Here is a 26,826-nt window from a genome sequence, read left to right on the forward strand (position 1 = left end):
CATTTTCTAATGCAATTAATGCTTCATTTATAATCTTACTTATATTTTCAGCATTATTATTTATAAAAAAGTATTTTTTCAAAAATGTAAATATTAAAATATCACATTAAATTCTATTTCTTTCTTCCTTATATTTATAATTATTAAGAATTCTGAAATCACTATGAATGATTTGCATAAATAAGATTAAAAACTCTTTATTATTATAAACTTCTTCTAACATAACACCTAAATCAATTACTTCTTTTATAAACTCATCATCTGATAAAGTATGAATATTTCTTTTTTCTTTCAATATCTAGTGCTTAATGCCCTTAGAAAAACATATACATAGACCTTCTAATGTTTTCATTATTTATTTTATAATATGACTCATAAGCTAATATTCTTCCTATGTCATGACTATAAATTTAATATTCCTCATCTATAATTTCTATATTTATTACTTTAAAAATATTGCCTACAGCTTCTTCTAATATTTCATAAAACTTTTTGTCAAGACGGTGTCCTTTCCCCTTAAGTTCCATTGATTTTAACTGTATATATGAATTTAAATATTTTTTCATTTATAAAATACTAAACCCGCCACACCTAAATATGAACTAATAGTTTTCATAGTACTTACCTCATAATTTCCTATATATTATATTAAAATTCCTTTTTTTCTTAAGTTTTCAAGTCTTTTTGTCAAAAGAGTATTAATATCACTTTGCAATAGCTCTACTACTTTGTTAAATAATTTTGTTTTTATATCGTTAATCAAAACTTCTTTTTCTATATTTATACCGCTTTTTCTTTCAGCTATTATCTCATTAACAATATTCAATTTTAGTAGTTCATCTGCTGTTAGTTTAAGATATTCAGCAATCTCTTTAGCTCTACTTGAATCCCTAAATAATATGGAAGCACACCCCTCTGGAGAAATGATTGAATAAATTGAATTTTCCAACATAAACATCCAATCAGCCACTCCAATAGCCAAAGCTCCACCACTTCCTCCTTCACCTGTAATTATTGAAATTATTGGAACTGCTAATTTTGTAAACTCTTTTATACAATTAGCAATAGCAGATGCTTGTCCCATTTTTTCCGCTTCTATTCCACCATCTGCACCTGGAGTATCAATAAAACACACTACTGGTATTCCAAACTTTTCAGATAATTTCGCTACCCTAATAACCTTTCTATATCCTTCTGGTTTAATCATACCAAAGTTTCTAATTATATTTTCATCTAAATTCTTACCTTTTGCACTTAATATAGCTGTAACAGGAATTCCATTAACAGTTCCTATACCCGTAACAATAGATTTATCATCCATGGAAATTCTATCTCCATGCAATTCAATAAAATTATCAAATATATTATTTTTATAATCTTCAAAATTAGGTCTATTAGGGCTTCTAGCTAATTTAACTCTTTCCCATGCACTTATATTTATAAGTGCATTATTGCTTATATTTTTATCTTCACTTACCTCAACAGTAAGTTTACTTTTGTTATCTCTGACGCTCTCAATGTATACCTCAATAATATCTGCTATTGTATTTCTTAATTTTCTCCTTTCGCATAAAATATCAACATGACCACTTTCTAAGTGAAATTCAGATGTCTGAAAATCACTTATAGTATTATTAAAGTTTTTACTCACTCTTTTTCCTGCAAATCCTATCGTTGCATTTGGCTCTGCTATAATAACATCTGCAATAGATGCAAAGCTTGCCATTACTCCTCCTGTAGTTGGATCAGTTAATATACTTATATACATCAATCCTTTACGATTATGATCTTCTATAGCTGAAACAACCTTAGCCATTTGATAAAGTGATATAATTCCTTCTTGCATTCTAGCTCCTCCCGAAGCTGAAAAAATCACAATAGGTTTATCTTCTTTTGTAGCTCTTTCTATCATTCTAGTTAGCCTCTCTCCAACTGCTGCCCCCATACTTCCCATAATAAATCTGTAATCCATTACACCAAAATAAACTTCATTATCAAGAATTTTACCTTTACCTGTTATAACAGCTTCATTAATATCCAATTCTTCTTTAAGCTTTTTCAATTTATTATCATAACCAGGAAATCCGATTAAATTTCTGCTAATTATATCTTCATCAAATAAAACTAACTCTTTTTTATCAAATATCAGATTTATTCTTTCTACAGCATTCATCCTAAAATGGTAATTACAGTGATTGCATACTTTATTATTTTTAATTAATTGCAAATAATTGAATTTTTTATTGCAATTAGGACAATTAATTGAATTATGATTGACTTCTTTATCTAATTGAACTGTTGAAGTATTTTGTTCTTTAGATGCAGAACTAACTGAAAACTCTCTTAGCCCTAAATATTTTTTCCGATTATTTATTATTTGAAACCATTCACTCATTTAATTTCCCACCTACTGTGATATTTTAATTATTTATTAAATCATTTAGAATAGAAGTATTATGTCTATCCATTAGAAATTGCTCATTATTAAGCATTTTAAGTAAAAATTCAATATTAGTCTCTACTCCATCAATAATAAATTCACAAAGACCTCTCTTCATCTTTCTAATACATTCTTCTCTATTATTTCCATAAACAATTAGTTTTGCGATATTTGAATCATATAACGGAGAAATTCTCATTCCTGTATATATTGATGAATCCACTCGAATTCCATTACCACCAGGAATATTTAAATTTTTTATTATACCAGCACTTGCAGAAAAGTTTTTTTTCGGTTGTTCTGCATTAATTCTGCACTCCATTGAATGACCTCTAAAAATGATATCCTCTTGCTTATATTCAAATCTTTTACCGCATGAAATCTTTATCTGCTCTTTTACTATATCCATATTACATACAAGTTCAGTTACAGAGTGCTCCACCTGGAGTCTGGTGTTCATTTCCATAAAATATATGTTTTTATATTTATCAACTAAAAATTCTATGGTACCTGCATTTACATAATTACATTTTAATGCAATTTCCTTAGAAAAGTCATATATCTTACTTCTAAGTTCATCATTCAATATAGTGGCTGGAGATTCTTCAATCACTTTTTGGTTTTTCCTCTGCATACTGCAATCACGTTCACCTAAAATTAGTATATTTTTATATTCATCTGCTAAAATCTGAACTTCTATATGTCTTGGTTCACTAATATATTTCTCAATATAAGTCTCATTATCATTAAATGACCTTTTAACTTCCTTTCCACAAAGGACAAAATTACTCTCAAATTCTCCCTCATTGTATACTTTCCTGATTCCTCTTCCTCCTCCACCATTTGTAGCCTTAATAATTACTGGATATCCAATCCCTCCTGCTAAAATCTTTGCTTTATCTTTATCAACTACCACTTCTTCTGCTCCAGGAATTATTGGTATTCCTAAGTTTTTTACATAAGTTTTTGCATTTATCTTATTTCCCATTAATTTAATTACATCTGATGAAGGCCCTATGAATTTTATATGGTTCTCCAAACACATCCTAGCAAATTCGTAGTTTTCTGCTAAGAAACCATAACCCGGATGTATTGCATCTACTTCATAAGCTTTAGCTACTTCAATTATTCTACCTATATTCAAATAACTTTCACTTGCATTTGCCGGCCCAATACAAATAGCTTTATCAGCAATCTTTACATGCATACCATCCTTATCCTTAGTGGAATATATAGCTACAGTTTCAATTCCCATCTCTAGGCAAGTTCTAATTATTCTTACTGCAACCTCGCCTCTATTAGCTATCAAAATACGCCTAAACATCTTCTTCCTTACTTTCCTTTATTATAAATAATGGTTGATTATATTCAACAAATTCATTGTCTTTGATTAAAACTTCAGTAATAAGGCCATTTTTATTGCAAGTAATTTCATTTAACATTTTCATAGCCTCGACAATACATAAAACTTCTCCCTCTTTAACTTCATCCCCAACAGCATAATTCTTACATTTTGCTTTGTTTTCCAAAATCCTTACATTACCAACTAATGGTGATTTGATTATATATTTCTCATTAATGTTAACGTCTTCATCATCGGCAAGATTTACCTTTTTTACATTAGTAAAGCTATTTTTATAATCTTCAATTCTCAATTTGAAATTGTCGCTTTCTACATAAATATTAAGGAGTTCATATTGTTTAAATAACTTTATAATTTGTTCTATTTTTTCAATCTCCAATCTAGTCACCTCCAAAAACAATTTTACTTATAAATATTATTAAAAAATTGTCTTCTATATTCATTCTAAAATATTCATCAATTAAACTTTTTTACTCTATGCTTATCATATTACTAAAAATTTTATTATCAAACGAACATACTGCTACTTTATAAACCGACTCTATGTCAAAGTCTGCGCCTTATATTCCTTATTCCTAATCACTTTAATACCTTCATATTTATTAAATTCAATACAAAATGAATTTAATTGCATTATAATTCTTGTCCACAACATTTAATATAACACTCTTTTAATGTCCATATTTCATAAAACTTATATAATTGAAAATTCAAGTCTTGATTGACAATAGTATCAACCTCCTTTGCTGTAAAGAACTTCTTAATTATCTCTTCGTACTCAATATGTTTTACATCTTAGATATCAATTCCTATAGTTTTATTATTAACAGCGTATAATACATAATCTCAAGAATTGGATATGTTAAAACTAAATTTTTAATAATCTTTTAAATAAGGCTTACCATATTGATTTTGTTTGAATTTTATATGTCCATTATTAATTTTAAACTTTTCAATTATTATTGAGCTTATTATATTTCATATTTTTACAGTATTTTCGCAAAACTTACTATTAATTCAATTATACTACATTTTTCGTTTTTTTCAACCAATATTGGAAAATACAAGCATATAAAGTTGTTTTATAATTATTCAAATCTTAAACAATTTGAACTTATATAAAAATATTATTTCCCACAAAACTTTTTTATTGTAACCCATTACCAATTTTCATATAATATATCTTATAAATATTAATGATAATATAGTGATATCCATAAGCCTCAAAAAGAAAAAATAAAAGTTTAAAACCTAAATCAAATAAAAAACTAAACTATACCATTAAAACACTTTGATTAAATACTAATATTAATGAAGTTATAATGCATGATGTTGATAAATTATATATATTGAAAATTCTTAAAGGCTATAGCCAATCCAAGATATATTATTAGCTAAGTAATTTATATACTAGAAATAAGATTTAAAGTTATTGAACCTAAATCTGAAGCAAAAAAGACTTCCGTTAAATACAGAAATCTTCTTGTTAATATTAGCCATATATTTTCAATTTATAATTACCTCTTCTTAAGTTATTGCCATATTAAACATTTTAATGTTATAACAACTTTTCATTTTTATAGATAATTCATTATTAATATTTATTTAGTTTTATTTATCAAGTAATCTTCTAGTATTATCTTAACCTCATCCATAATTCCCCTTTCCTTAAGAATTAAAAATGTGATTCTTTCCTTTATTTTAAAAAAGTAATTCTCATCTCTTATAAACCAAAATTTGATATATATATTTTTAATTAATTGAGATTCCTTAACTATTAACTTATATTTATCTATAATATCTTTTGAAATTATATTTTTATTAAATAAGTAATTTAATTTTTTCATAATTAAATTTTTATGCTCATAAATAAAATATATATCATTTACTAATAACTCTTCTACATTTTTATATTTTTCAATAAGTTTCTCTATTTTAATATATGCCTCTATCCCAAACTTAAAAGTATTAAATCCTTCAAATTTTAATATCTTATTTGGCACATTTGATAAACAATATTCAAGTAAATCTTCCACAATTTTTGTTTCTTCGATAATTTCAATAAAGTCTTCTTTTATTTTTATTAGTGTTAATTTAGCATTTTTATTATGTGAAAATACTGCTTTAATAATTTCATTAAAACTTATTTCAGTTTTATTTAATATTTGATTTTCATCATATCCTGCTATTATAAATATTTCTTTTATTAAATCATATCCAATTATTAAAGAGTTATGTATAAAATTAAACTTACCACTAGCTCTTCTATGCGGAACAAAAAATTCATTTAAATTTAAGTCAATATAATTTTCATTATAAATTGAATTAATTAATGTATTAATTAATTGTTCTTCTTTTATATTTTTTTCACTTATATAAAAACAGTCCCATTCACGATATCCACATTCATAATATTGTAAGTTTTCCCCACAAAAAACATTTGTAAATTTATTTAATAAAACATTTTCTCCATAATTAGTATTTGAAAATATAATACCAATTGGATATGCATAATATTGATAACTTCTTAATAAAATTTTGGTATCAAACTCTAACATTTTTTTTTTATTTTTCTGAAATTGATTCTCGTAACTAATAACTTTCGCCCCCTTGCATTTAATAATATTAAACTCGTTATTGGCACTCAAATAAAAGAAACTAACTTTAAAACACATAATATTATAATTTTAAAAAAATTTATTCTTATATACAGTAACCATCTTTGAATTTACTTTATTTTTCACCTAAAGTATTTTATTTGATTATAAACCTTATTTTACTAAATGAAGTTATAAAATTCAACAATATTTTAATATCTTTTTAATTATCAAAATTACAATTATCACCAGTAGTTATTTACCGATTATAATAGAATACATTTTTATTTAGTCATGGGATAACTTTTAAGTACTGTTAGATTTCCTTGAATTTCATAAGCACCTAAACTAGCCGGAATTAAAAGACTATCTCCTAGATTTATTTCTTCATTGAATCCTTCACCTACTATATTTCCATTACCATCTACACATGTTAATATATCAAAATGTTCTATATAACTAGTAGTATCAAAAGAGCTTTCTATAGTTATCTTCTCTATAGCAAAGTACTCTGTTTCACATAGAATACTCTTTTTATATCCATTAAAAACTTCCTCTATTCCACTTAAATTATCACATTGAAGACTAAAATCTATTACATCTAGTGCCTTTTCAATATGAAGTTCTCTTGGTCTGCCATAATCATAAACCCTATATGTAACATCGCTATTCTGTTGAATCTCTGCTATTATAACACCTTCACAAATAGCATGCACAAGTCCATTATTTATAAGAAAACAATCACCTTTTTTAACTTCTATTTTATTTAAAAACTTCTCAACTTGTGAATCCTTTATAGCTAGTTCAAACTCTTCCTTAGAACAATTTTTAGTTCCAACTATAAGACTTGCTCCAGGCTTTGCATCTATTACATACCAAGCTTCTGTCTTCCCACTATCCCCTTCATACTTAGCTGCATATTCATCTCCAGGATGGACCTGCACAGATAACTTTTCTTTTGAATTTATTAACTTAACTAGTAAAGGAAATCTTTCACTAGATACCTTTGATCCTAAAAGCTTATCACCACATTTATTTATTAATTCATTAAAATTAAGACCTTTAAATTCTCCATTTTGTACTATTCCAGTACCATTATCATGGCAAGCTATATCCCAACTTTCTCCTATATATCCTTCAGGTAAATTCTGCCTAAATTTTTCAAAATCTCTTCCCCCCCATACCTTCTTATAATATAAATTTTCAAATCTAATTGGATACATAAAACGTTTTCCTCCTTATTCTCTTGATGCTATTTTTCTATATCTTAATACTGTTTTGCTTCTCTAAAAGCTTGTGGATTAACTCCAAAATAGTTTTTGAACTTTCTATAAAAATAACTAGTATCTTCAAAACCAACAGTTTTTGCAATATCATTAATCTTTAAATTAGATGTTAATAGTAATTCCTTAGCTTTTTCATTTTTAACCTTATTCACATAATCTGAAAATGACATTCCTACCTCTTTTGTAAATACTTGTCCTAAATATGATGTATTTATATTGTAACTTTGAGATAATGTCTTTAAACTTAACTTTTCATTATAATTAAGATTTACATAATTCACAACTTGTCTTATAACTGGAGTATACTCATAACTTCCTATATCTTTAATGAATTCATGACATTCTTCTCTTAGTGTATCCTCTAGTTCATATATAGTTTCATTAGTAGCCATGTATTCTATTAAATTATTAAGATACTCATTTATTTTGTAATCATTTACTGTAAGTTCATCAGCAGCCTTTTTTAAACAAAGTAAAAGTTTTATAGATATATTTTTTATTTTATCTGGAGTGATTCCCTCTGTAATCCTTAAAGTATAAAAGGTTTCTTCTAAATATTTATCTATAGCTTTACTATCTTGCTCTAATAAGAGTTTATTAAAGACACCCATATCAATACCCAAATTATCCTTTAACTTTTGCTTACTTTTATTTATCTTATAATCTGATGCCACCGAGTTATAACCGTATTGAAGTAAATAATCTTGTAGGTATTCTGCTCTTTCAAAACTTTTGTAAAGACTACTAGGATTATTTACCACATGTCCTATTGAAATGAATATATCCTCTTCTCTTTCCTTCTTAAACTCACTAATTACATCTTTAAAATAATAGTATAATTTTTCATTATCAACCTCTGTATCTTTTGCTAAAATAACAGCTAAAATATTATTATCTAATAACAAAACTTGCCCTTGCTTTTCTTTAACCAACTGTTGTAAAAAACTTTTTATCTTATTCAAATCATTACTTTTATCTTTAATCTTTACAAGCGCAACTACATAAGAACTATATTGAAGTCCAATTGTTAACACAAATTCTCTCTTTTCAAGTTCATAAATACTTATTTTATTAGTTATCCATCTCTTATATATATTATCTTTTATTGTGTCTAACTCTTCTTGCTCTATATTTTTTTCTAATTCTTCATCTCTAATTTTGTCAATTGTAAGCTTAATTGTTTCTGTTAATTCTTCTTCATTTATAGGTTTTAATATATAATTCTCTATTCCTAAATATATAGCCTCTTTTGCATAAGCAAAATCATCATATCCACTCAGAATAATACTCTTAGTGCTACTTGAAATACTTTTAACATTTTTTATTAATTCTAATCCATTCATCTTTGGCATACTTATATCACTAATTAATATGTCTATTTTATTTTTATCAAAAATCTCTAATGCCTCTTCTCCATCATTTGCTGTAAATATTTCTTTTACTCCAAGTTCCTTCCATGGAATAATTGCTTTTAACCCTTCAACTATTAAATTTTCATCATCAACAATTAACACTCTACACATTATTCTTAATCCTCCTTGGTATTTTGATTATAACTTTAGCCCCACCCATAGGACTTTCATCTAAACTTAATCCAAATTCTATACCGTATGCTAATTTAATTCTTTCGTTTACATTTGTAAGCCCTATAGATTTATGACTTTGATCACCTTCATTAATTATTTTGTTGATTTTTTTAAGTTGCTCTTTACTCATACCTAACCCATTGTCTTCAACTATTACATTAACAACATTATCATCATTAGCTGTAACACTTATCATTAGTAAATTGTCTTCACTATCATGATTTATTCCATGTATCAAAAAGTTCTCTATTATAGGCTGTATAGAAAATTTAATTACTTCTATACTTGTAAGTTCTTCATCACACTCTATTATATAATCAAATTTATTTTCATATTTAAATTTATATAATTCTAAATACATTTTACAATGCTCTAATTCTAACCTCATTGTAATATATGTATCTTGCTTTACCATATTTCTAAATAATGTGGCTAGATTATATAGCATTTTACCTACCTGTTTATCTCCATTTGTAACAGCCTTCATTCTTATAGATTCTAATGTATTATATAAAAAGTGTGGATTTATTTGATTTTGAAATGCCATTATTTCAGCATTTTTTTGTTTTATTTCTGCTACGTATACTTGTTTAATATATCTATCTAATCGTTCACACATAAAGTTGAACCTTTTAGATATTAATGCTATTTCATCGTTCTCACTCCCTATGGCTATTCTTGATTCTAGGTTTCCATTCTCAACCTCTTCAATTGAGTTTAATATATTATTTGTTCTTCGTTCTAATTTTTTAAATTTATAATAAACTATAAAATTAACTAATATTATTAAAACTAAGGCTAATATATAAATACCTATTACTAATTTTATATTAAATTGTTTTATATCTCTTGTATCAACAACCCCTAATATAGACATACCATTTTGATTGGTTTGATAATTAAAATATTTGTTATCCTTTTTTTCAAGTGTAAAATTACTATTTTCTATTTCCTTCCAATCAGGATATTTTTCTGTTTCATATTTCTCCTTAGAATCAAAGAGAACTATACCTTCACTATTAATTACAAATATGTTAGCAATACTCTCAGTATCTTTATCTATTATTCTATCAACACCATCTAAGGAATAGGTAAAGACTATTTTACCAACATTTTTTAAGTTGGTAGTATCTTTTAAGTCTAAAAATATATTAATAAACCCTCTTCTTCTAGATTGTGTTTTGTATACGTATTCGTTAACCGAATTTTCTATTGTATAATTCAATTTTTCAATTGAATTTGATTTAATTATTTTATTATGCTTATTTATTAAATTATTCTTATCAACAAAATGTAGAGTATCATTTTCATAGCTATACAAAGATATACTTATAAGCTCTTTATCTGACTGAAATAAAGAACTAAAATAATTTTCCATCCCATAATAAGAGCTACTATTGCTTTCATATAGTGTATCTAACTTATGTTTCAAATACTTTTCTTCACTATTTTTCACATAATATAGTAGATCTTGTTGCCAAAGATCATTTGCATATAGCTTTTGTAAAAAAGTTTTAGATTCATCTTCCTGACCTTTTAATAAAGCGGATACGTCTCCTGTATTTTTAGAACTCAAATATAGCTTTTGACCTATTACGGTATTATCTATTTTTCTCACTGAAACAAAAGTAACAATTATAATAGATGCTGTTATAATAAAAAAATATAACAAAAACATTCTTTTATATATCTTAGATTTTAGTCTCATAACTTTACTCCTTTGTATTCTTTTGTTCTCTATAAGAATAATTATATTTTAATATTATTCTACATTCAACAAATCAATTACTCGCTTTTCCAATTTCAAAGCTGTAATAATTGCATATTTATTGAATAAATTATATGTTTAATAAATTTACATCAAATATTGCTTTATGTATTTGCTAAGTTAATTAAAATATAAGTATAGATAATTATATTTTAAAAATTTATATGAGGTGATTTTATGAATAAATTTCTAAATTCTAATAGACTACTTACTTTTTTTAATTATGTATATTGGTTTTTAATATGTAACGCTTTGATAGTTCTTTTAAATATCCCGATTATATTATTTTTAAATGCTTTTGGATTTACATCTGTTCTTAAAAATCTTCCAGTATTTTTGCTTTGTGCATTATTCTTTTTTCCTTCATTTACTGCTGGATTATATTGTATGGGAAAAATAGCAAGGCATGATGATTTATTTATTTTTAAAGATTTCTTTTCTTCATACAAGAAAAATTTTATACAGTCAATGATATTGGGATTGATTTATTCAATATTATTTCTAGGTTTCTATACTAATTATTTATTCTTTTCCGGCAAAGAAAATCTATCAGTACTTACCCCTGTATTTTTTGTTGGAATGTTTATTATTGGACTAATAATTCCACATTCACTAATTTTACTTTCTAGATTTGAATTTAAAATATTAAACTTACTAAAAACATCCTTAATTCTTCTATTTACTAGACCTGGAATAACCTTTGCAAATACAGTTTCTATATTATTTATACTTATGTTATTTCAAATAAGTCCTGGAATATCAATTCTATTTATCTTTAGTTTACTTTGTTTCTTATTTATGTTCGTAAACAAAGAACTTTTAAGTAAGTTAGAGGGATATTCTAATAGCTAGCTTAACAAAAACAGTATTAATATGCCACTATATGCCATCCAAATAAACTTATTCTAAATAACTAGATTTTAAAAACCCTCCAGTAAAATTTTTTTCACTGGAGGGTTTTTAATATAATTCACTAATAACCTCTATTTTCTTTTATACTAAATTAATTCATTTTTAACTTTAAAATTATACACTGCTCCCAAAAGATTAGCATCATTAAAATATTCACAGCTTTTCACTGTTGGGAATATTTTTGCTATTTCTACAGTATCTAAAATATTCTTAAGTTTATTATTTATGTTATCTATAATATCTTTTCTTTCGCTTATAGCTCCACCTATTATAATCATTTCTGGATCATATATATATTGTAAATTATATATACCAACAGCCAAATTTTGATAAAACATATCAATTGCCTTTATGCAATCTTGATCTCCACTTTCAGCAAGTTCAAATACCCTTTTACCATCTAATGAAGACTCATTAATCCCCTTAAGCTCACATGCTTTTCTGACCATTGCTCCAGTTGATGCTATTCTACTCCAATTTCTATCTTTAGCATCTTTTAAATCAGTTTGTAATAACATATATCCAAACTCTCCTCCATGGAGATTGGCCCCAGTATGAAGTTTTCTATCTTTTATAACAGCTCCACCTATTCCGGTACCACAAACTACAAATAACACATCTTTAGCATCTTTTGCCGCACCATTCCATACTTCTGCTAAGGCAGCACAATTAGCATCATTTTCCATATATACTTTTAAAGAAGTTCTTTTAGTTATTAGTTCCTTTATTTTAGGACCATGAATATAAGGTAATGCTGATGCTCCTTTTACAACTCCATTTAAATCATCTACAGCTCCAGGAGAACTTATAGCTATTCCTTCAAACTTATATTTATCTATATAATCTTTTGTTACATCACCAATAACATCTATTAGTTCCTCAATGTTATTTTGTGGTGTTTTTATACTACCCTTTTCTAAAATCTCAGCATTATCATTAATAACACCATATTTTATATTTGTCCCTCCAATGTCAAAAGTCATATAATATCTCATAATTCCCACTCCTTTAATTATATTTATTTTATGTGAATTATTTAAAACCCACCATTTTTTGAAACTTCTTTTATAAAATGACCTGATTTCTTTATTGTCTTTTCCATGTTCTCTAAGTTTAAAGATATAAACCCATATCTATTCTTATAAGCATTTTTCCATGACCAACAATCTATAGGTGTCCATAAATGGTATCCAAAACAATTACTATCCTCTTCTATACCTTTATGAAGATAAATTAGATGTTCTTTAATAAAATCAATTCTATAATCATCTTGAATTATTCCATCTTTTCCTCTAAATTTCTCTTCGCCTTCTACACCTATTCCATTTTCTGATACATACCACGGTATATTTTTATAATTGTTTTTTATGTTAATTGCTATATCATACATAGCTTCAGGATATATTTCCCAACCCCTATGAGGATTTATCCTTTTTCCTGGCATGTCATATCTTTCAAAATATCTATCTATCATCCAATTATCTTTAAAATCTAATTCTTTTTCTCTTGCTTTTATACGTGAAGGTTGATAGTAATTAACCCCCAAATAATCTACAGTATTTTCTTTTATTATCCTGTCCTCTTCTTCAGTAGAATCCCACATTACACCATCAGCCTTAAATATTTCAACTAATTCTTTAGGAAATGTACCATGCACTGCTGGATCTAAAAACATTCTATTAAAAAACATATCTGCTATATTTGAAGCTTTAACATCCTCTTCTGAATTTGACCTAGGATAAGATGGTGTTAAATTTAATATTATACATATCTTTCCACCATTTTTATAACAATCTGTTTTTCTAAATTCTTTAATAGCTTTTGCTGATGCTAAATTTAAATTATAGGCTGCTTGTACAGCTTTTTTACCATCTACTATTTGAGGATAGTGGTGTTTATACATATACTGCCCTTCTATTATTACTATTGGTTCATTAAAGGTTGCCCAATGCTTTACTCTATCACCAAATAATTCAAAAGCTTTTCTTGCAAATTTAGAAAACAAATCTACTACTTTTTTTGATTCCCATCCTCCATATTTATTATATAAATCTATTGGTAAATCAAAATGATGTAAATTCATAATAGGCTCAATTCCTGCCTTTATACATTCATCTATAACATCATTATAAAATCTAACTCCATCATTATCTAATTCACAAGTTTCAAAATCTCTTATAAGTCTTGTCCACTGTATAGAGGTTCTAAAAGAGTTTAACCCTATTTCTTTCATCATCTTTATATCTTCTTTGTAGCTATTATAAAAATTTGATGCAATATTCGGACCAACTTCATTAAAAAATTCATCCTTTTTTATGTCAAACCAATAATCAAATACATTGTCATTTGCCTTGTTAAATCTTCCTTCTGATTGTGGTCCTGATGATGCTGCTCCCCACCAAAAATCTTTTTTAAATTCATATTCCATTACTCTACCTCCAAATTAATAATAAGTTTCTAAAAGTTTAACTATAATATTGTCTCCTATTTTTATATTGCATGAATTTAACTCTTCAAAATACTTTTTAAACATGCCATGAACAAAATTATCTTTTTCATATAAGTGAGAATTTTGTACTATATATTTATATACAGTTATATCTCTTTTAGCTCTATCAATCCATGGAGCTACTTCCTCTAACATGTCATAATCATCCAAATTCATAATTGAATTAATGGCAAGTTCTAAATCTTCAAAGTACTTATTTAATATATCAAATTTTTTACCATTAACAGCTTTTTTTAATGATGTAGTGTATGTTTTTCTTAATAGATAATTTGCATTTAACTCTGAAAAAGCTTTTATTCCTAGATAAAATTCTCCACCTATATCTCTACTTGCAATATCTAATGATAGATTTTCGTTATATCTTTCTGGATTCCACATAAAATGACTATATGTTATTAATGTTAGCTTGGACATATTAAATTGTGGCATTGGATTTGCAACTATTCCTATATGATTATAATCTTGCATATGAATACTTCTGTTTTGTACTGGTGATAAAAATAAATTTCCTCTATCCTTTTCCATATCATTTACTGGTATGTTATCCCATAGAACTATTTCCCTATTTATACTTTCATTTATTAACTTTACATCTTCTTCTTTTATATTTTCTGCTATTGTAGCATATCCAGTCCAAAAGACCTTAATTTCATCAACCAAGTTTTCATTTATATCTTTCCTATATTCTGTATCATAATTTTGCCAATACTCAGTTGGACACATTATTAAGTTAAAATCTAATATATTTTCCTTCAAAAATTTATACACTTCATTACAGATATAGCTATGAACTTGTCCTACTCTTCTAAATTTTATTTTATGATTTTCATTTAAACTATAATCTATATCATCCATAAGTAAAGCAAAGTCCTTAACACCTATATCTAACATAGCCTTTATCTTTCTTAATACACTATCTATATCTTCTTTTAAAGTAACATCTATATCATTACCTGGACTTAAACAATAATAAAAATCAATTAAGTTATTATCACTGTATTTCTTAAGCTTCTTTATTTCTTCATACATATCTTGAGGATATTCTTCACGCCAAAGTTCTCTATGATATTTGTCATCCTTTGGAGCATACATGTATGTATTCATTCTATTTTCTATTAAAAAGTCTACTGCTTTGAACCTATCTTTAAAACTCCAAGGTTTGCCATAAAAGCCTTCTATAATCCCTCTAATATTAAAGGTAGGTTCATCCTTTATATGCACTATAGGAACTATTATCTCACCATCCTGTAGAATAATCAGCTTTTCCAAAAGTTTTTGTGCAAACCTAAGACCTCTTAAATTCCTACTATATATCTTAATATCCTCAAAATCGATTATTATTTCATAACCATCATCTTTTAAATCATTTTTATAGAAATATGTTAAATTAATATCAGCTTCTTTCTCTTTTACTACTTCTACTAAATCATTCTCTATATCACATACAATTTCTTGATGCATAGAAAATCTATTTATAAAATTTATGGTTATTTTTTCTTTATTTATTATTTTTTCTTCACCATTATAATAAATCTCATTTAATAAGTATTTTGTATCACTACTTATCATAAATATCCTCCCTACCCCTATAAAACATTTCAATATTAATCTATTAACTTATATTATAAAACATTTACATTTCATTTGTAGTGGATTAATTTTAGATTTATTGTTTAAATTTCATGTATTAATTTTTGATTTTAGCTTTTTCTCTATATTAAAATAACTATATGAAAAAAACTTTCATATAGTTATTTTAATATTAATTAATTATTTTTACCTTTTAAAACTTTTTATAGAATAATTACATAAAAATAAAAGTATTAAATCTCCTAATATTCTATTAGGTATATACTCTATATTTAAAATCATAGTTATATTTTGAACTATAATAAAAATAGCTCCTATTAATAATATCGACATTCCGTTTTTATTTACTAACTCATTGTCTATTTTAGCAACTATTAATATAAAAATTAATATAATTATACTTGTACCAACAAAATTATATAATACTTGTCCCTTTAAATTAATAATATACCCATACTTTGTACTTAACTTTAAATAAGGTTCTGTAAAATAGATTCCAACTATATACAAAAAAGAAAACACTGTTAATATTATATATTCTATACTGAAATTTATTTTATTATCTCTTAAAAAAATATAAAAACAAGTAATTAACATCATCGGTACATAAATAAAATCTAAATAATTTAAATATTTTAAATATCCTATAAGAGTTTGCTTGTCTACTACAACATAACTTAATAGTGCTATATATCTTAATATAAAAATTGTAAATAAAAAATTAAACATATATTTAATTTTTTGTGGTGAATTTTTACTATTATTATTTATAATCCATAACATAAAAAAAATTATAAGTAATAATAGTAAATAGTAAAAAGTTGTGTTTATCATCTTTTCTCCTATTCTAAATAGTATTATTACTTATAATTATTATATATCTTTTTATTTTATTCCTAAAAGTTTTATACCACCTTTTATACATTTAACACTAAGAGGAAAATCTGGACCCTTTTCGCCATCTATATCAGTAACTATATCTTCATCACATTCGATTAATAAATCATCAGTTTTTAAATATAAAACTTTTTCATCATCTAAATGCTCTCCTTTTAATACTTTTATAAATAAAGGTATTAAATCCTTTATTGAAACAGCTCTAAAAACAACTACGTCTAATTGTCCATCTGAAACATCTGCTCTTGTTGCTAACTTAAGATTTCCAGCTGTTTGTCCATTAAATACCAACATAAGATACATGTATTCATCATAAACTTTACCTTCACTAGTTATTTTAACTTTTAATCTTCTGAAATTAGGTAATTGTTCTAGCCCTTTTAAATAATAAGCTAATTTCCCTATAGTATTTTTTAAATTTACATCCGTTTTTTGTGATACATCTGTGAATAAACCTGTTGAAAGTACATTTATAAAATATTTATCATTTACCTTTCCAAGATCGACCTCAACTGGCTTTGATTCTAATATTTTAATACATGCTTCTGAAACATTTGCTGGCATACCTATAAATTTTGCAAAATCATTTGCAGTTCCAACTGGTAATATAGCTAAAGGTAAATCTATATTCATCTTTTTCATAGCATTTACTATATTATCTACTGTTCCATCTCCACCTGCAACTAATATGTATGAATAACTTTCATCTATATCCTTTAAGGCCTCTGCAACATCTAAATCTTTATCTATTCTAAATGGAACTATTGTATATCCTGATGCTTGATGTAATTTTATTACATTGTCTAACTCGGATAATATTGCGTTTTCTCCAGAAAATGGATTATATATAAATTTAACCTTGTTCATTTTTACCTCCATTTTGACAATTAGTTATTTTTGTCATTGATATTTTAATTTTAAAATGATACCATTTTATTTATACATTAAAAATTATATCATTCAGAGTATACAATGTCGAGTTTATATTACTTAATTAAGTACTTTAATTAAGTAATAATACTATTATAAATAGTATTAACTTTTATATACTATTTATTAAGGTAAATTTAAGAAAATAGCTACAACAGTTGATTTTATAGTATATTTCCTTAATTAATTGCAAATAACTATTAATTTACCACTTATTCTTTTTTATTTTTTGAGTTATAATAGATAATAGTATATTAGATTTTAAAAATTTTTTAGGAGTGATTATATGAGAAAAAGCAGTATACCTAATATATTTACTTATATTAATTTATCTTTTGGTATTTTATCAATTGTTGCAACTTATGAAAATCAATTTTTCTTTGCTGCATTGTTTATAATATGTGCTGCATTAGTAGACAGATATGATGGTAGAGTTGCACGTTTTTTAAATGTATCAAGTGATTTAGGAAAAGAATTAGACTCTTTAGCTGATTTAGTTTCCTTTGGTGTTGCTCCAGCAGTTTTAACATTTATTTCTTATGGATTTAAGGAAGTAGGAATATTAGGATATGCTTTAATGCTTATTTTCCCAATATGTGGAGCATTTAGATTAGCTAGATTTAATTCCACTGAATTTGATGGTTCATTTAGAGGTGTTCCTATAACAATAGCAGGAAGTGTAATAGCCGCATTTGATTTGATTACCACAAAAATGGGCATAGTAGCTGGTAAACCAACAATTTGGCCTATTTTATTGATGATATTATTTTCTTACTTAATGGTAAGTAAATTAGAACTAAAAAAGTTTTAAAAAACGCCTTATGGCGTTTTTTTATTTTCATTTTTAATCTTTATCATTTATATCACTTCTTGATTTCGTACTATTTTGAAACAAAAGTTCATTATCAACTTCTGTTAATATATCATCTTTAAAACTTTTATCTCCTATTAATTGAGCCTTTATTTTTAGATAATCCATATAACATATTTCTACTGAATCAATAGTTTTTAGAAGATCATCCATAATATCTCCTAATTTGTAGACTCTCTCTAAGGAATCTTTTAAATCTGATTTTTTTACATCTGCAATATTATTAAGCTCTCCTGCTCCACCAATTAAAAGTCTATATGCATTTGCATATTTATTAAGTAAATCTGTTAAATTATTAAGTTCTACAAAATATGAATTAAAAAAATTATTATATCCCATAAAATATTATTTCCTCATTTCTTTTAAATATACTCATTTAAAACTTTAAATTTAAATAGAAAAAACCTCACTTAATTTAATGAGATTCTTTCTATTTCTATTTTTATTTAATTTCACATTTTGGTTTAAAATAAGCTTGTGGGTATTTACATAATGGACAAACTTTAGGAGCTTCTGTTCCTTCATGAATATATCCACAATTCATACAAATCCATTCTATTGGTTCTTTAGATGTAAACACTGTTCCATTTGCAACCTTATCTTTAAGTACCTTAAACCTTTCTTGATGTCCTTCCTCTACCTCTCTAAGTTCTTTATAAAAGTCTGCAATCTGATCGTATCCTTCTTTTCTTGCAGTTTCTTCAAACTCTTTATATAAGGTTTCAAATTCTTCTGTCTCACCAGCTATTGCGGTTTGTAAGTTTTCTTCTGTACTTTTAACATTTCCTAAGTATCTATTGAATACTTCTCTTGAATGAGCATATTCATTTCTTCCAGTCTCTTCAAAAATTTCTGCTATTCCTTGAAAGCCTTCTTCCTTAGCCTTTTCTGCAAACATAAAATACTTAGCTCTTGCTCTTGATTCTCCAGCAAAAGTTTTATAAAGATTTTTTTCTGTTTCACTACCCTTTAAATTATTACCTTTATAATCAGTCATAATCCTTTCTCCTAAAAAACTCTTTCTGTATATACTATTCAAAAATTATTTTACTGTTACTTTTTTATCTTCATCACATATAAAACTTATTTCAGAGCCTTCTTTAGTCTTAGTTATTAAAACAACTTTTCTTCCCCATAACTCGGCAATATATTTTAGTGTTTCCTTAGCATAACTAGACTCAAGCTCTCTTCCATCAAAAATATGCTCTAGAGTTAATGATCCATCCTTTTTATTTAATTCGAGAACCCTTATATACGGTATAGAGCCTACACCACAATTAACTGCAATTGTATCTCTAATTTCTTTCCAACCGTTATCATCAGAAACCTCAGCTACTACATAATCAAAACCCTTCTTTGCATATTCAAACAAATTAAGTTCTGCACATAATTCCTTGGTCATATATCTTCTTAAAAATGAATTATCTCTTTCTAGTGCACGTACCTCAAATATTTTCTCTCTACCATATCTCTTTTCTATATCTTGAAACATAGTAAATCCTATATAATATGGATTAAGTCCACCTAATATAGGAGCAATCACATCATTATGTCTTTTTAAAAATTCCAAATGTAGTTTTTGAGGTAAATTAAGTTCCTTCATTAATGTATAATGCCAAAAGCTCGCCCAACCCTCATTCATTATTTTTGTTTCTATTTGAGGCATAAAATATTGACTTTCTCTTCTAACTATTTTCAAAATGGTTTTTTCCCAATCTGCTAAATCACCATAATCAATTATAAATTGTATAACATCATCTTCAGGACTTAAAGGAACTTTAGATATATCAGGCTCTGGTATATCTAATGGAGCATCCAGTATTCCTCTATCTCCGTTTAATCTATTATAATCATCCATTATTCTTTTTTTTAATTCTGCTTGTGATATTTTTGCTTCTCCAACAACTCTAGGTATTTGAAATCTAATTGCATGAGCTGCATCTAGTATCCTTTCAACCCTTTCATAACCTATACTTGGGTCATTTATATAGCTTCTTATAGTATCAGCATCTAACTTAAACATTTCTACAGTATAGTCTGCATTAGTTCCGTCTTTGAACAATCTATTATTCTTAAAAAAGTCATTATGCCCATAAACATGAGCTATAGTTAATATTTGAAGTAATAAAGTATTATCTTTCATTAAATACGCCAAACACGGATTTGAATTTATAACCATTTCATAGGCTAATCCAGTTAAATTTAAGGAATACAAAGTTTTATTTTTCTCATATGCTTTTCCATAACTCCAATGTGGATATCTCGATGGCATACCAACATAAGCCTCATAACTTAGCATCTGATTATAATCTATAATATCAAACTCTTGTGGATAGCAATTTAAATTATTTTCCTTTACTAGTTTTTCTATTTTTTCATTCCAATACTCAAGATCCGAAACATTATATTCCATTATTCCTCCTTTCAGGAAAAACCTTATCTCTATATAGTTACATGGTTATTTAATTCTTATATCAATTAAAATTTATTGCTTTAAATATCTTCATTTAATTCTTTTGAAAGCATAAATTTAAGAGCGTACCATAAATCCTTCTTTTCCTTTACTATAACAGACACAAAATTTTTCTTATTTATTTCTTTTAAAAACCTATAATACATTGTTGTAGAATAAGTTGATGGCAAAAGTTCTGCATAACCAAAAAGATTACAGATATCACAAAGCTCATTTACAGACTTTAATGCTCTTTCATTATCTTCACTCCAGTTGTCTCCATCAGATGCATAAAAAGGGTATATATTCCAAACCTCAGGAGGGTATTTTTCTCGAATAAGCTCTAATGCTTTATTTAAACCTGACGATATATAAGTTCCACCAGACTCTGCCTTATGGAAAAATTCATATTCATTTACTATCTTTGAAGATGTAGTATGTGATATAAACTCAAATGCAATATTATTGTACTTTCTTCTTAGAAATCTCGATAATACATAAAAAAATGATCTAGCTAAATATTTCTTAGTATTATCCATAGAACCTGAAACATCCATTATAAATATCATTACTGCATTACTTTCCTTCTTAGGCTTAACTTTAACTTTGTAATATCTTAAATCCTCTTCCCTAAAAGGAAATCTTGCCAGCTCTTCAGCTTTTCCAAGCTCCATAAGAGCTCTTTTCTTACCCTGCTTCCTTGCAAGCTTTGCCATAACCGTCTTTTTCTTTGCAAGTCTAGGATTTATACCATATCTTTGATAACCTCTTTTCCTTCCAGAACTCTCAACTATTATTTCTGAATATTTTTTTCTATCTAAATTAGGTAAATCTAAATCCTCAACTATATAATCTAATAATTCATCTAAAGTAATCTCTGTTTCGTAGATGTCCTGTCCTTCTTGATTACCAGCTCCAGCCTTCCCTTCCCCAGGTTGATCTGATGATGAGCCTACTTTATCTCCTCTTTTTTCTTCCCCTGTACCAGTTGCAACTCCCTTATTATTTCTCCCAAATATGAATTGATATTCTCTTATCCCTCTAATTGGAATTTTAAATTTTTTATTTTGAGCCTCACCTATTATACTTTCCTCTGATAATATATCACCTAAATTTTCCTTTATTGACTTTTCTACTAGTTGCCTATGCCTTCTTCTATCCTCTATAGCCCTGTCGTGTTCCACTTGATTTTCACCGTGGTCTCTAAAAATTGCCATGCTTTTATCAGTCCTTCCATAGGTTGTTGGCTGAATATTTTAGAATTACATCACAACAATGATCACAATATCCATTTTTCTTCATTTCTTCAACCATTGAACTATATTTTTCATCCTGCTCTTTATCTCTTACTCTAGATTTTGTTATTATTCTAGATAAATCCTTAACAGAGGCTGTTAATTTCTTTTCTATTGCTTCTTTTAGAGGTTCATAGGATGTGTAGTCAATTTTGCCACCACTTCTTACTATATAGAACATATATGAGGTAACATCAGCTCTAAATCCTTTAGCTGAAGCTTCACTTATACCTATTTGTTCTTCTATACTTCTCATAAAACTTTCATCAGGATTAAGTTCCTCTCCTGTAGAACTATCCTTTAACTTATTCTTATTTATATAAGCTTCTGCATTATCTAAATAATTATTAAATAAACTTTCTGCTTGCTCTCTAAATGAGTGAATAAATGCCTTAGTAATTTCCTTCTCTAGCATTTTGTTATATTCTTTTCTTATAGTATCTTGTATAAAACCTAAATACTTTTTCTTTTCTTCTTGTGATATATCCATGTCTTTAACAGATTTAACTATACTCTCCATTATACTCAATGGATTTATACAATTATGCTCTGAGTTTGAAAGTGCATTATCTATTGCTTTAATTATAAATCTTGTTGATATCCCCTTCATTCCTTCATTAGTACCAGCTTCTTCTCTAAGCTCTGTTATATCTATTTTCTTTGTACTACCTTTTTCAACTATATCTTCAGCATTATATATCTTAAGCTTTGTAATTGGATCTACTTTAGCTGATTGTATAAGTCTTGAAAGTATTGCAAACATAGCTGCTACTTCAATAGTATGAGGAGCTATATGAGCCTCAAAATTACTCTTCTTAAGAATTTTTTCATATATTCTTTTCTCAGCATTAAGTTCTAAACAATATGGAACTTCTATTTTTACTATTCTGTCTAATATTGCTTCATTTGTATGATCTGACTTAAATTTATTCCATTCAGCTTCATTAGAATGAGCTATTATAAGTCCATCAAAATAAATCATAGCACCTTTACCTGGTGATGGAATAGATTTTTCTTGGGTAGCTGTAATTATAGTATGAAGATATTCAACATCATTTTTAAATACTTCTATAAATTCAACAAGTCCCCTATTTCCAACATTAAAAGCTCCATTTAGGGAGAATATCCTTGGATCATCTTCTGGATACATATCCATTTTCGATATATCTACTGATCCTGTAAGTATAGAAGTATCTTGATTATTAGGATCGACAGGTGGTACAACACCTATCCCCTTCCTTGATCTTATTGAGAAATTTTTTCTAACTACAGGCACATCTTCATATTTACCATTAAATTCATGCATAAGTCTATATCTACAAACTGGACATAAATCACCTTCTATTTGAACACCAAGCACCTTTTCAAAATCTTTTCTTAAATGTTTTGGTATCAAATGAAGTGGCTCTTCATGCATAGGACATCCCTTTATAGAATAAATAGGTTCTGCTTCTTCCAAAGCCCTCTTTAATGACTCTACTAATGATGATTTACCCGCTCCAACAGGGCCTACTAAATATAAAACCTGCCTAGCTTCTTCTCCCTTCATAGATGCAGAATTAAAATAATTCATAAGTTTCATAAGCACCTTATCTATACCAAAGAAATCATTTTTAAAGAAATTATATCTTCTAATAACTTCATTCCCGTAAATCTTTTTAATACGTTGGTTTTCTTCAGGTCTTAGAATTTCAAAGCCTTGTTTTATTATTATATCGTTAATTCTTTTATGCGAAAGTTTAGGAGTATCAGGCTTATTTTTTACTATTTCTAAGTATTCAAGGAATGTTCCTTCAAATTTCTCTTTATTATTCTGCTCTCTGTCATTTTCAATAAACTCTTTAAAATTCATGCTTAATCCCTCCTTTTAATAGAAATATATTCAAGGATATAAACACTCTATGACTATAAATCTTATTTTTATATTTATAATTGTTTTTATTATGAAATTAATAAAACATATAGGTATAAATTACTTTTTTATTAATCTATACTTATATGTTTCGTTACTCTATCTAGAATATAATTAGAAATTTGAAATTAATATTTAAGAAATAAAAAATAGATGTGACATGGTTATTGATTTGCATTATCTAACATGCTTAGGTTATACAAAAACTAATTATCAATATTAATGTATTAGTCTAAAAAAATGCAAAAAAAAATCCCTCTAGCTTTGAGGGTACTAGAGGGTGAGAGAATAATTTGTAGGGAGCAACCTCCCTTAATTTAAAGTTGTTTAGGGATATAAAATCTACAATTAGATGTTTGAAAGCTAAATAAAAATTTTTTTGAATTTCATTTAACTTTCTATAGTAATTATCTCATATTTCTCTAAAATTTTCTACATTTTTTGTATCTTTTTTCATATTTATTATATTGTAATTTTTAAAGCCATTTTTATAACTATTTATTATTAAAATGTATTTTTTTCGGATTAAAATGCATTATTTGTTAATTGAAATGTATTTACACCTAATTCAAATCAACTTTCTTTTTTATAATTTCTTATTATTGATAATACAAATGCCCCATATTTTTCGACTTTATTCTTACCTACTCCTCTTATCTCTAATAAAGCTTCTCTACTAGTAGGTAAATTGTTAACTATTTCTATAAGTGTAGCATCTGAAAATATAATATATGGTTTAACATTTTCTCTCCTAGCTAAATCCTTACGTAAAATTCTAAGCTTTTTAAATAACTCTTCATCTAAACAAATTACTTTATTAAAGTTTAAAAGTGCTATTACATGTTCTTTACCCTTTAATACATTTAAAGATTTTTCATTTAATTTAACCATAGAATATGTTCCATCTTTTCTATTTAAATATCCTTGACTTATAAGCTCTCTTATAATATCTTTTATCGATTTCGCTGAATATTCTTTCATTATTCCATAAGTAGATAATTTATTTAGTTCATATTCTTGTATTTTAGGTCCTGAAACTCCTCTTAAAATATCTATAATTACTGCTTCACCATATTTTCCTTTAGTTCTATATATACAACTAAGAATTTTTTGGGTTTCTATTGTAATATCATTTAAATTCTCATTTTTTAAACAATTGCTACAATTATTGCAATATGGTCTTATATTAATTTCTCCAAAGTATTTTAATAAAAAAGCCCTATAGCATTCTTCACTTTCACAAAAATTAACCATAGCTTGAAGTTTCTTTAATTCTATTTCACGTCTATTTAATATTGATGAAGTATTTATTATATACTCTTGTCTTCTTATATCATCTCTAGAGTATAATAAATAACATCCACAAATTTCCCCATCTCTTCCGCCTCTTCCAATTTCCTGATAGTAACTTTCTAGATTTTTAGGTATAGTAAAATGTATAACATACCTTACATTAGATTTATCTATTCCCATTCCAAATGCGTTAGTAGCCACCATTATTAAAAAATTATCATATAAAAACTCCTCTTGAAAATAGTTTTTATCCTCATCACTTAAACCAGCATGATATTTACCAACTGAGAAGCCCCTATCTTTTAAATACTCATATAATCCATCTACTTCTTTTCTACTTGCACAATATATTATACCCGAATCTTCTTCTCTTTCTCTTATAATATCTTTTGTTTTTTCTAGTTTATCCTCTTCCTTATATACTGTAATATTTAAGTTTTCTCTATTAAAGCTACCTATATATATATATGGATTAATAAGACCTAATAACCTTATACTATCCTCCATTACCTCTTTTGTAGCAGTTGCTGTAAATGCAGTGACTATTGGCCTAACCTTTAACTTATTAACAAATCCTTGTATATCTCTATAACTCTGCCTAAAATCATGCCCCCATTGTGATACACAGTGTGCCTCATCAATAGCAATCTGACTTATATCAATTCCACTTAACAGTTTAATAAAATTTTCAGATTTTAATCTTTCAGGTGCTATATATATTATTTTAAACTTTCCTACTTTAGCCTCATTCGTAATCTCTGCAATTTCATCTAAGCTTAAGGTTGAATTTATAAAAGCTGCTGGTATTCCAACAGACCTCATACTATCTACTTGATCCTTCATAAGTGAAATAAGAGGTGATATAACAATAGTTACTCCATCTAATATCATCGCTGGTATTTGATAACAAATAGACTTTCCAGCTCCAGTTGGCAGTATTACAAACGTATCTCTTTTATTTAAAATATTTTTTATAACCTCATACTGTCCTTCTTTAAAAGAGGTGTATCCAAAAAATTCCTTTAAAATCTCAAACGCTCTATGCATTAAAAACTCCCTTTTTTTAGACTAAATTTTAAAATCCTAACCCTATATGTTATTAATATTACTTAACAACAATTTCTC

The 26,826-nt window shown here is 26.5% G+C and carries 23 protein-coding genes; 2 read left to right on the forward strand and 21 right to left on the reverse strand.

Annotated elements, in window-relative coordinates; translation table 11 throughout:
- Positions 1–106 precede the first annotated feature (106 nt).
- From BUB01_RS23700 to BUB01_RS13620, 10 genes are all read right to left on the reverse strand, one after another.
- Entirely contained in the window at positions 107–295 is a 189-nt protein-coding gene (locus BUB01_RS23700; RefSeq protein ID WP_242958404.1) for a hypothetical protein, read from the reverse strand.
- A 115-nt stretch (positions 296–410) separates the two neighbouring features.
- A complete protein-coding gene (locus BUB01_RS23705; protein WP_242958405.1) occupies positions 411–566 on the reverse strand; it encodes a hypothetical protein in 156 nt (51 codons plus the stop codon).
- 77 nt (positions 567–643) lie between these two features.
- Complete coding sequence (accA, locus tag BUB01_RS13585; RefSeq protein ID WP_072988754.1) at positions 644–2,395, reverse strand: acetyl-CoA carboxylase carboxyltransferase subunit alpha/beta; 1,752 nt, start codon at positions 2,393–2,395, stop codon at positions 644–646.
- Between the two features lie 25 nt (positions 2,396–2,420).
- A complete protein-coding gene (locus BUB01_RS13590) occupies positions 2,421–3,764 on the reverse strand; it encodes an acetyl-CoA carboxylase biotin carboxylase subunit (protein ID WP_072988757.1) in 1,344 nt (447 codons plus the stop codon).
- Positions 3,757–4,182, reverse strand: coding sequence for an acetyl-CoA carboxylase biotin carboxyl carrier protein (locus BUB01_RS13595; protein ID WP_072988760.1), 426 nt, complete (start codon positions 4,180–4,182; stop codon positions 3,757–3,759). Before BUB01_RS13595 ends, BUB01_RS13590 begins: the two co-directional genes overlap by 8 nt.
- Positions 4,183–4,436: 254 nt before the next feature.
- Positions 4,437–4,586, reverse strand: a complete 150-nt coding sequence (locus BUB01_RS23990; protein WP_084108798.1) for a 4'-phosphopantetheinyl transferase superfamily protein — start codon at positions 4,584–4,586, stop codon at positions 4,437–4,439.
- 818 nt (positions 4,587–5,404) lie between these two features.
- Positions 5,405–6,361, reverse strand: coding sequence for a hypothetical protein (locus BUB01_RS13605; RefSeq protein WP_072988762.1), 957 nt, complete (start codon positions 6,359–6,361; stop codon positions 5,405–5,407).
- 323 nt (positions 6,362–6,684) lie between these two features.
- Positions 6,685–7,623 carry a type I phosphomannose isomerase catalytic subunit gene (locus BUB01_RS13610; protein ID WP_072988765.1) on the reverse strand — a complete coding sequence of 313 codons (939 nt, stop codon included), beginning with the start codon at positions 7,621–7,623 and terminating at the stop codon, positions 6,685–6,687.
- 44 nt (positions 7,624–7,667) lie between these two features.
- Positions 7,668–9,209 (reverse strand): response regulator, encoded by a 1,542-nt coding sequence (locus BUB01_RS13615; protein WP_072988768.1) that lies wholly within the window; start codon positions 9,207–9,209, stop codon positions 7,668–7,670.
- Positions 9,202–10,980, reverse strand: coding sequence for a sensor histidine kinase (locus BUB01_RS13620; RefSeq protein WP_072988772.1), 1,779 nt, complete (start codon positions 10,978–10,980; stop codon positions 9,202–9,204). The genes BUB01_RS13615 and BUB01_RS13620 overlap by 8 nt, the downstream gene beginning before the upstream one ends.
- A gap of 237 nt (positions 10,981–11,217) precedes the next feature.
- Between BUB01_RS13620 and BUB01_RS13625 the strand changes: the two genes are divergently transcribed.
- Complete coding sequence (locus BUB01_RS13625) at positions 11,218–11,892, forward strand: DUF624 domain-containing protein (RefSeq protein WP_072988775.1); 675 nt, start codon at positions 11,218–11,220, stop codon at positions 11,890–11,892.
- Between the two features lie 146 nt (positions 11,893–12,038).
- On the opposite strand, the gene BUB01_RS13630 is transcribed toward BUB01_RS13625, so the two are convergent.
- The 5 genes from BUB01_RS13630 to BUB01_RS13650 form a co-directional block, all read right to left on the reverse strand.
- Positions 12,039–12,947, reverse strand: coding sequence for an ROK family protein (locus tag BUB01_RS13630; protein WP_072988778.1), 909 nt, complete (start codon positions 12,945–12,947; stop codon positions 12,039–12,041).
- A 41-nt stretch (positions 12,948–12,988) separates the two neighbouring features.
- Complete coding sequence (locus BUB01_RS13635) at positions 12,989–14,380, reverse strand: glycoside hydrolase family 1 protein (RefSeq protein ID WP_072988780.1); 1,392 nt, start codon at positions 14,378–14,380, stop codon at positions 12,989–12,991.
- Positions 14,381–14,395: 15 nt separating this feature from the next.
- Positions 14,396–16,030 (reverse strand): beta-N-acetylglucosaminidase domain-containing protein, encoded by a 1,635-nt coding sequence (locus BUB01_RS13640; protein WP_072988783.1) that lies wholly within the window; start codon positions 16,028–16,030, stop codon positions 14,396–14,398.
- 207 nt (positions 16,031–16,237) lie between these two features.
- On the reverse strand, positions 16,238–16,780 hold the full coding sequence (locus BUB01_RS13645) for a hypothetical protein (protein WP_207649993.1): 543 nt from the start codon (positions 16,778–16,780) through the stop codon (positions 16,238–16,240).
- A gap of 156 nt (positions 16,781–16,936) precedes the next feature.
- A complete protein-coding gene (locus BUB01_RS13650) occupies positions 16,937–17,815 on the reverse strand; it encodes a YegS/Rv2252/BmrU family lipid kinase (RefSeq protein ID WP_072988789.1) in 879 nt (292 codons plus the stop codon).
- 349 nt (positions 17,816–18,164) lie between these two features.
- Here BUB01_RS13650 and pssA point away from each other — a divergent pair, with 349 nt between their 5' ends.
- Positions 18,165–18,689, forward strand: a complete 525-nt coding sequence (pssA, locus tag BUB01_RS13655; RefSeq protein WP_072988792.1) for a CDP-diacylglycerol--serine O-phosphatidyltransferase — start codon at positions 18,165–18,167, stop codon at positions 18,687–18,689.
- 33 nt (positions 18,690–18,722) lie between these two features.
- Here the strand turns inward: pssA and BUB01_RS13660 are convergent, their stop codons facing one another.
- From BUB01_RS13660 to recQ, 6 genes are all read right to left on the reverse strand, one after another.
- Positions 18,723–19,088, reverse strand: a complete 366-nt coding sequence (locus BUB01_RS13660) for a hypothetical protein (RefSeq protein ID WP_072988795.1) — start codon at positions 19,086–19,088, stop codon at positions 18,723–18,725.
- A gap of 103 nt (positions 19,089–19,191) precedes the next feature.
- Positions 19,192–19,746, reverse strand: coding sequence for a rubrerythrin family protein (locus tag BUB01_RS13665; protein WP_072988798.1), 555 nt, complete (start codon positions 19,744–19,746; stop codon positions 19,192–19,194).
- 45 nt (positions 19,747–19,791) lie between these two features.
- On the reverse strand, positions 19,792–21,162 hold the full coding sequence (locus BUB01_RS13670) for a SpoVR family protein (protein ID WP_072988801.1): 1,371 nt from the start codon (positions 21,160–21,162) through the stop codon (positions 19,792–19,794).
- A gap of 80 nt (positions 21,163–21,242) precedes the next feature.
- Positions 21,243–22,418: a sporulation protein YhbH gene (gene yhbH, locus BUB01_RS13675; RefSeq protein WP_072988804.1), complete on the reverse strand. Its 1,176-nt coding sequence runs from the start codon at positions 22,416–22,418 to the stop codon at positions 21,243–21,245.
- Positions 22,419–22,425: 7 nt separating this feature from the next.
- Positions 22,426–24,348, reverse strand: a complete 1,923-nt coding sequence (locus BUB01_RS13680) for a PrkA family serine protein kinase (RefSeq protein WP_072988808.1) — start codon at positions 24,346–24,348, stop codon at positions 22,426–22,428.
- 633 nt (positions 24,349–24,981) lie between these two features.
- Positions 24,982–26,748 carry a DNA helicase RecQ gene (gene recQ / locus BUB01_RS13685; RefSeq protein ID WP_072988813.1) on the reverse strand — a complete coding sequence of 589 codons (1,767 nt, stop codon included), beginning with the start codon at positions 26,746–26,748 and terminating at the stop codon, positions 24,982–24,984.
- Between the last annotated feature and the right edge of the window lie 78 nt (positions 26,749–26,826).

The organism is Clostridium cavendishii DSM 21758, from assembly GCF_900141845.1.
In the GTDB taxonomy this organism is placed as follows: Bacteria; Bacillota; Clostridia; order Clostridiales; family Clostridiaceae; genus Clostridium_AG; species Clostridium_AG cavendishii.

Bases quoted from the DNA above. Each gene is read 5' to 3' on its own strand.
- BUB01_RS23705 (WP_242958405.1), bottom strand. From the start codon at position 566: ATGAAAAAATATTTAAATTCATATATACAGTTAAAATCAATGGAACTT.
- accA (WP_072988754.1), bottom strand. From the start codon at position 2,395: ATGAGTGAATGGTTTCAAATAATAAATAATCGGAAAAAATATTTAGGG.
- BUB01_RS13590 (WP_072988757.1), bottom strand. From the start codon at position 3,764: ATGTTTAGGCGTATTTTGATAGCTAATAGAGGCGAGGTTGCAGTAAGA.
- BUB01_RS13605 (WP_072988762.1), bottom strand. From the start codon at position 6,361: ATGTTAGAGTTTGATACCAAAATTTTATTAAGAAGTTATCAATATTAT.
- BUB01_RS13610 (WP_072988765.1), bottom strand. From the start codon at position 7,623: ATGTATCCAATTAGATTTGAAAATTTATATTATAAGAAGGTATGGGGG.
- BUB01_RS13615 (WP_072988768.1), bottom strand. From the start codon at position 9,209: ATGTGTAGAGTGTTAATTGTTGATGATGAAAATTTAATAGTTGAAGGG.
- BUB01_RS13620 (WP_072988772.1), bottom strand. From the start codon at position 10,980: ATGAGACTAAAATCTAAGATATATAAAAGAATGTTTTTGTTATATTTT.
- BUB01_RS13625 (WP_072988775.1), top strand. From the start codon at position 11,218: ATGAATAAATTTCTAAATTCTAATAGACTACTTACTTTTTTTAATTAT.
- BUB01_RS13630 (WP_072988778.1), bottom strand. From the start codon at position 12,947: ATGAGATATTATATGACTTTTGACATTGGAGGGACAAATATAAAATAT.
- BUB01_RS13635 (WP_072988780.1), bottom strand. From the start codon at position 14,380: ATGGAATATGAATTTAAAAAAGATTTTTGGTGGGGAGCAGCATCATCA.
- BUB01_RS13640 (WP_072988783.1), bottom strand. From the start codon at position 16,030: ATGATAAGTAGTGATACAAAATACTTATTAAATGAGATTTATTATAAT.
- BUB01_RS13645 (WP_207649993.1), bottom strand. From the start codon at position 16,780: ATGTTTAATTTTTTATTTACAATTTTTATATTAAGATATATAGCACTA.
- BUB01_RS13650 (WP_072988789.1), bottom strand. From the start codon at position 17,815: ATGAACAAGGTTAAATTTATATATAATCCATTTTCTGGAGAAAACGCA.
- pssA (WP_072988792.1), top strand. From the start codon at position 18,165: ATGAGAAAAAGCAGTATACCTAATATATTTACTTATATTAATTTATCT.
- BUB01_RS13660 (WP_072988795.1), bottom strand. From the start codon at position 19,088: ATGGGATATAATAATTTTTTTAATTCATATTTTGTAGAACTTAATAAT.
- BUB01_RS13665 (WP_072988798.1), bottom strand. From the start codon at position 19,746: ATGACTGATTATAAAGGTAATAATTTAAAGGGTAGTGAAACAGAAAAA.
- BUB01_RS13670 (WP_072988801.1), bottom strand. From the start codon at position 21,162: ATGGAATATAATGTTTCGGATCTTGAGTATTGGAATGAAAAAATAGAA.
- yhbH (WP_072988804.1), bottom strand. From the start codon at position 22,418: ATGGCAATTTTTAGAGACCACGGTGAAAATCAAGTGGAACACGACAGG.
- BUB01_RS13680 (WP_072988808.1), bottom strand. From the start codon at position 24,348: ATGAATTTTAAAGAGTTTATTGAAAATGACAGAGAGCAGAATAATAAA.
- recQ (WP_072988813.1), bottom strand. From the start codon at position 26,748: ATGCATAGAGCGTTTGAGATTTTAAAGGAATTTTTTGGATACACCTCT.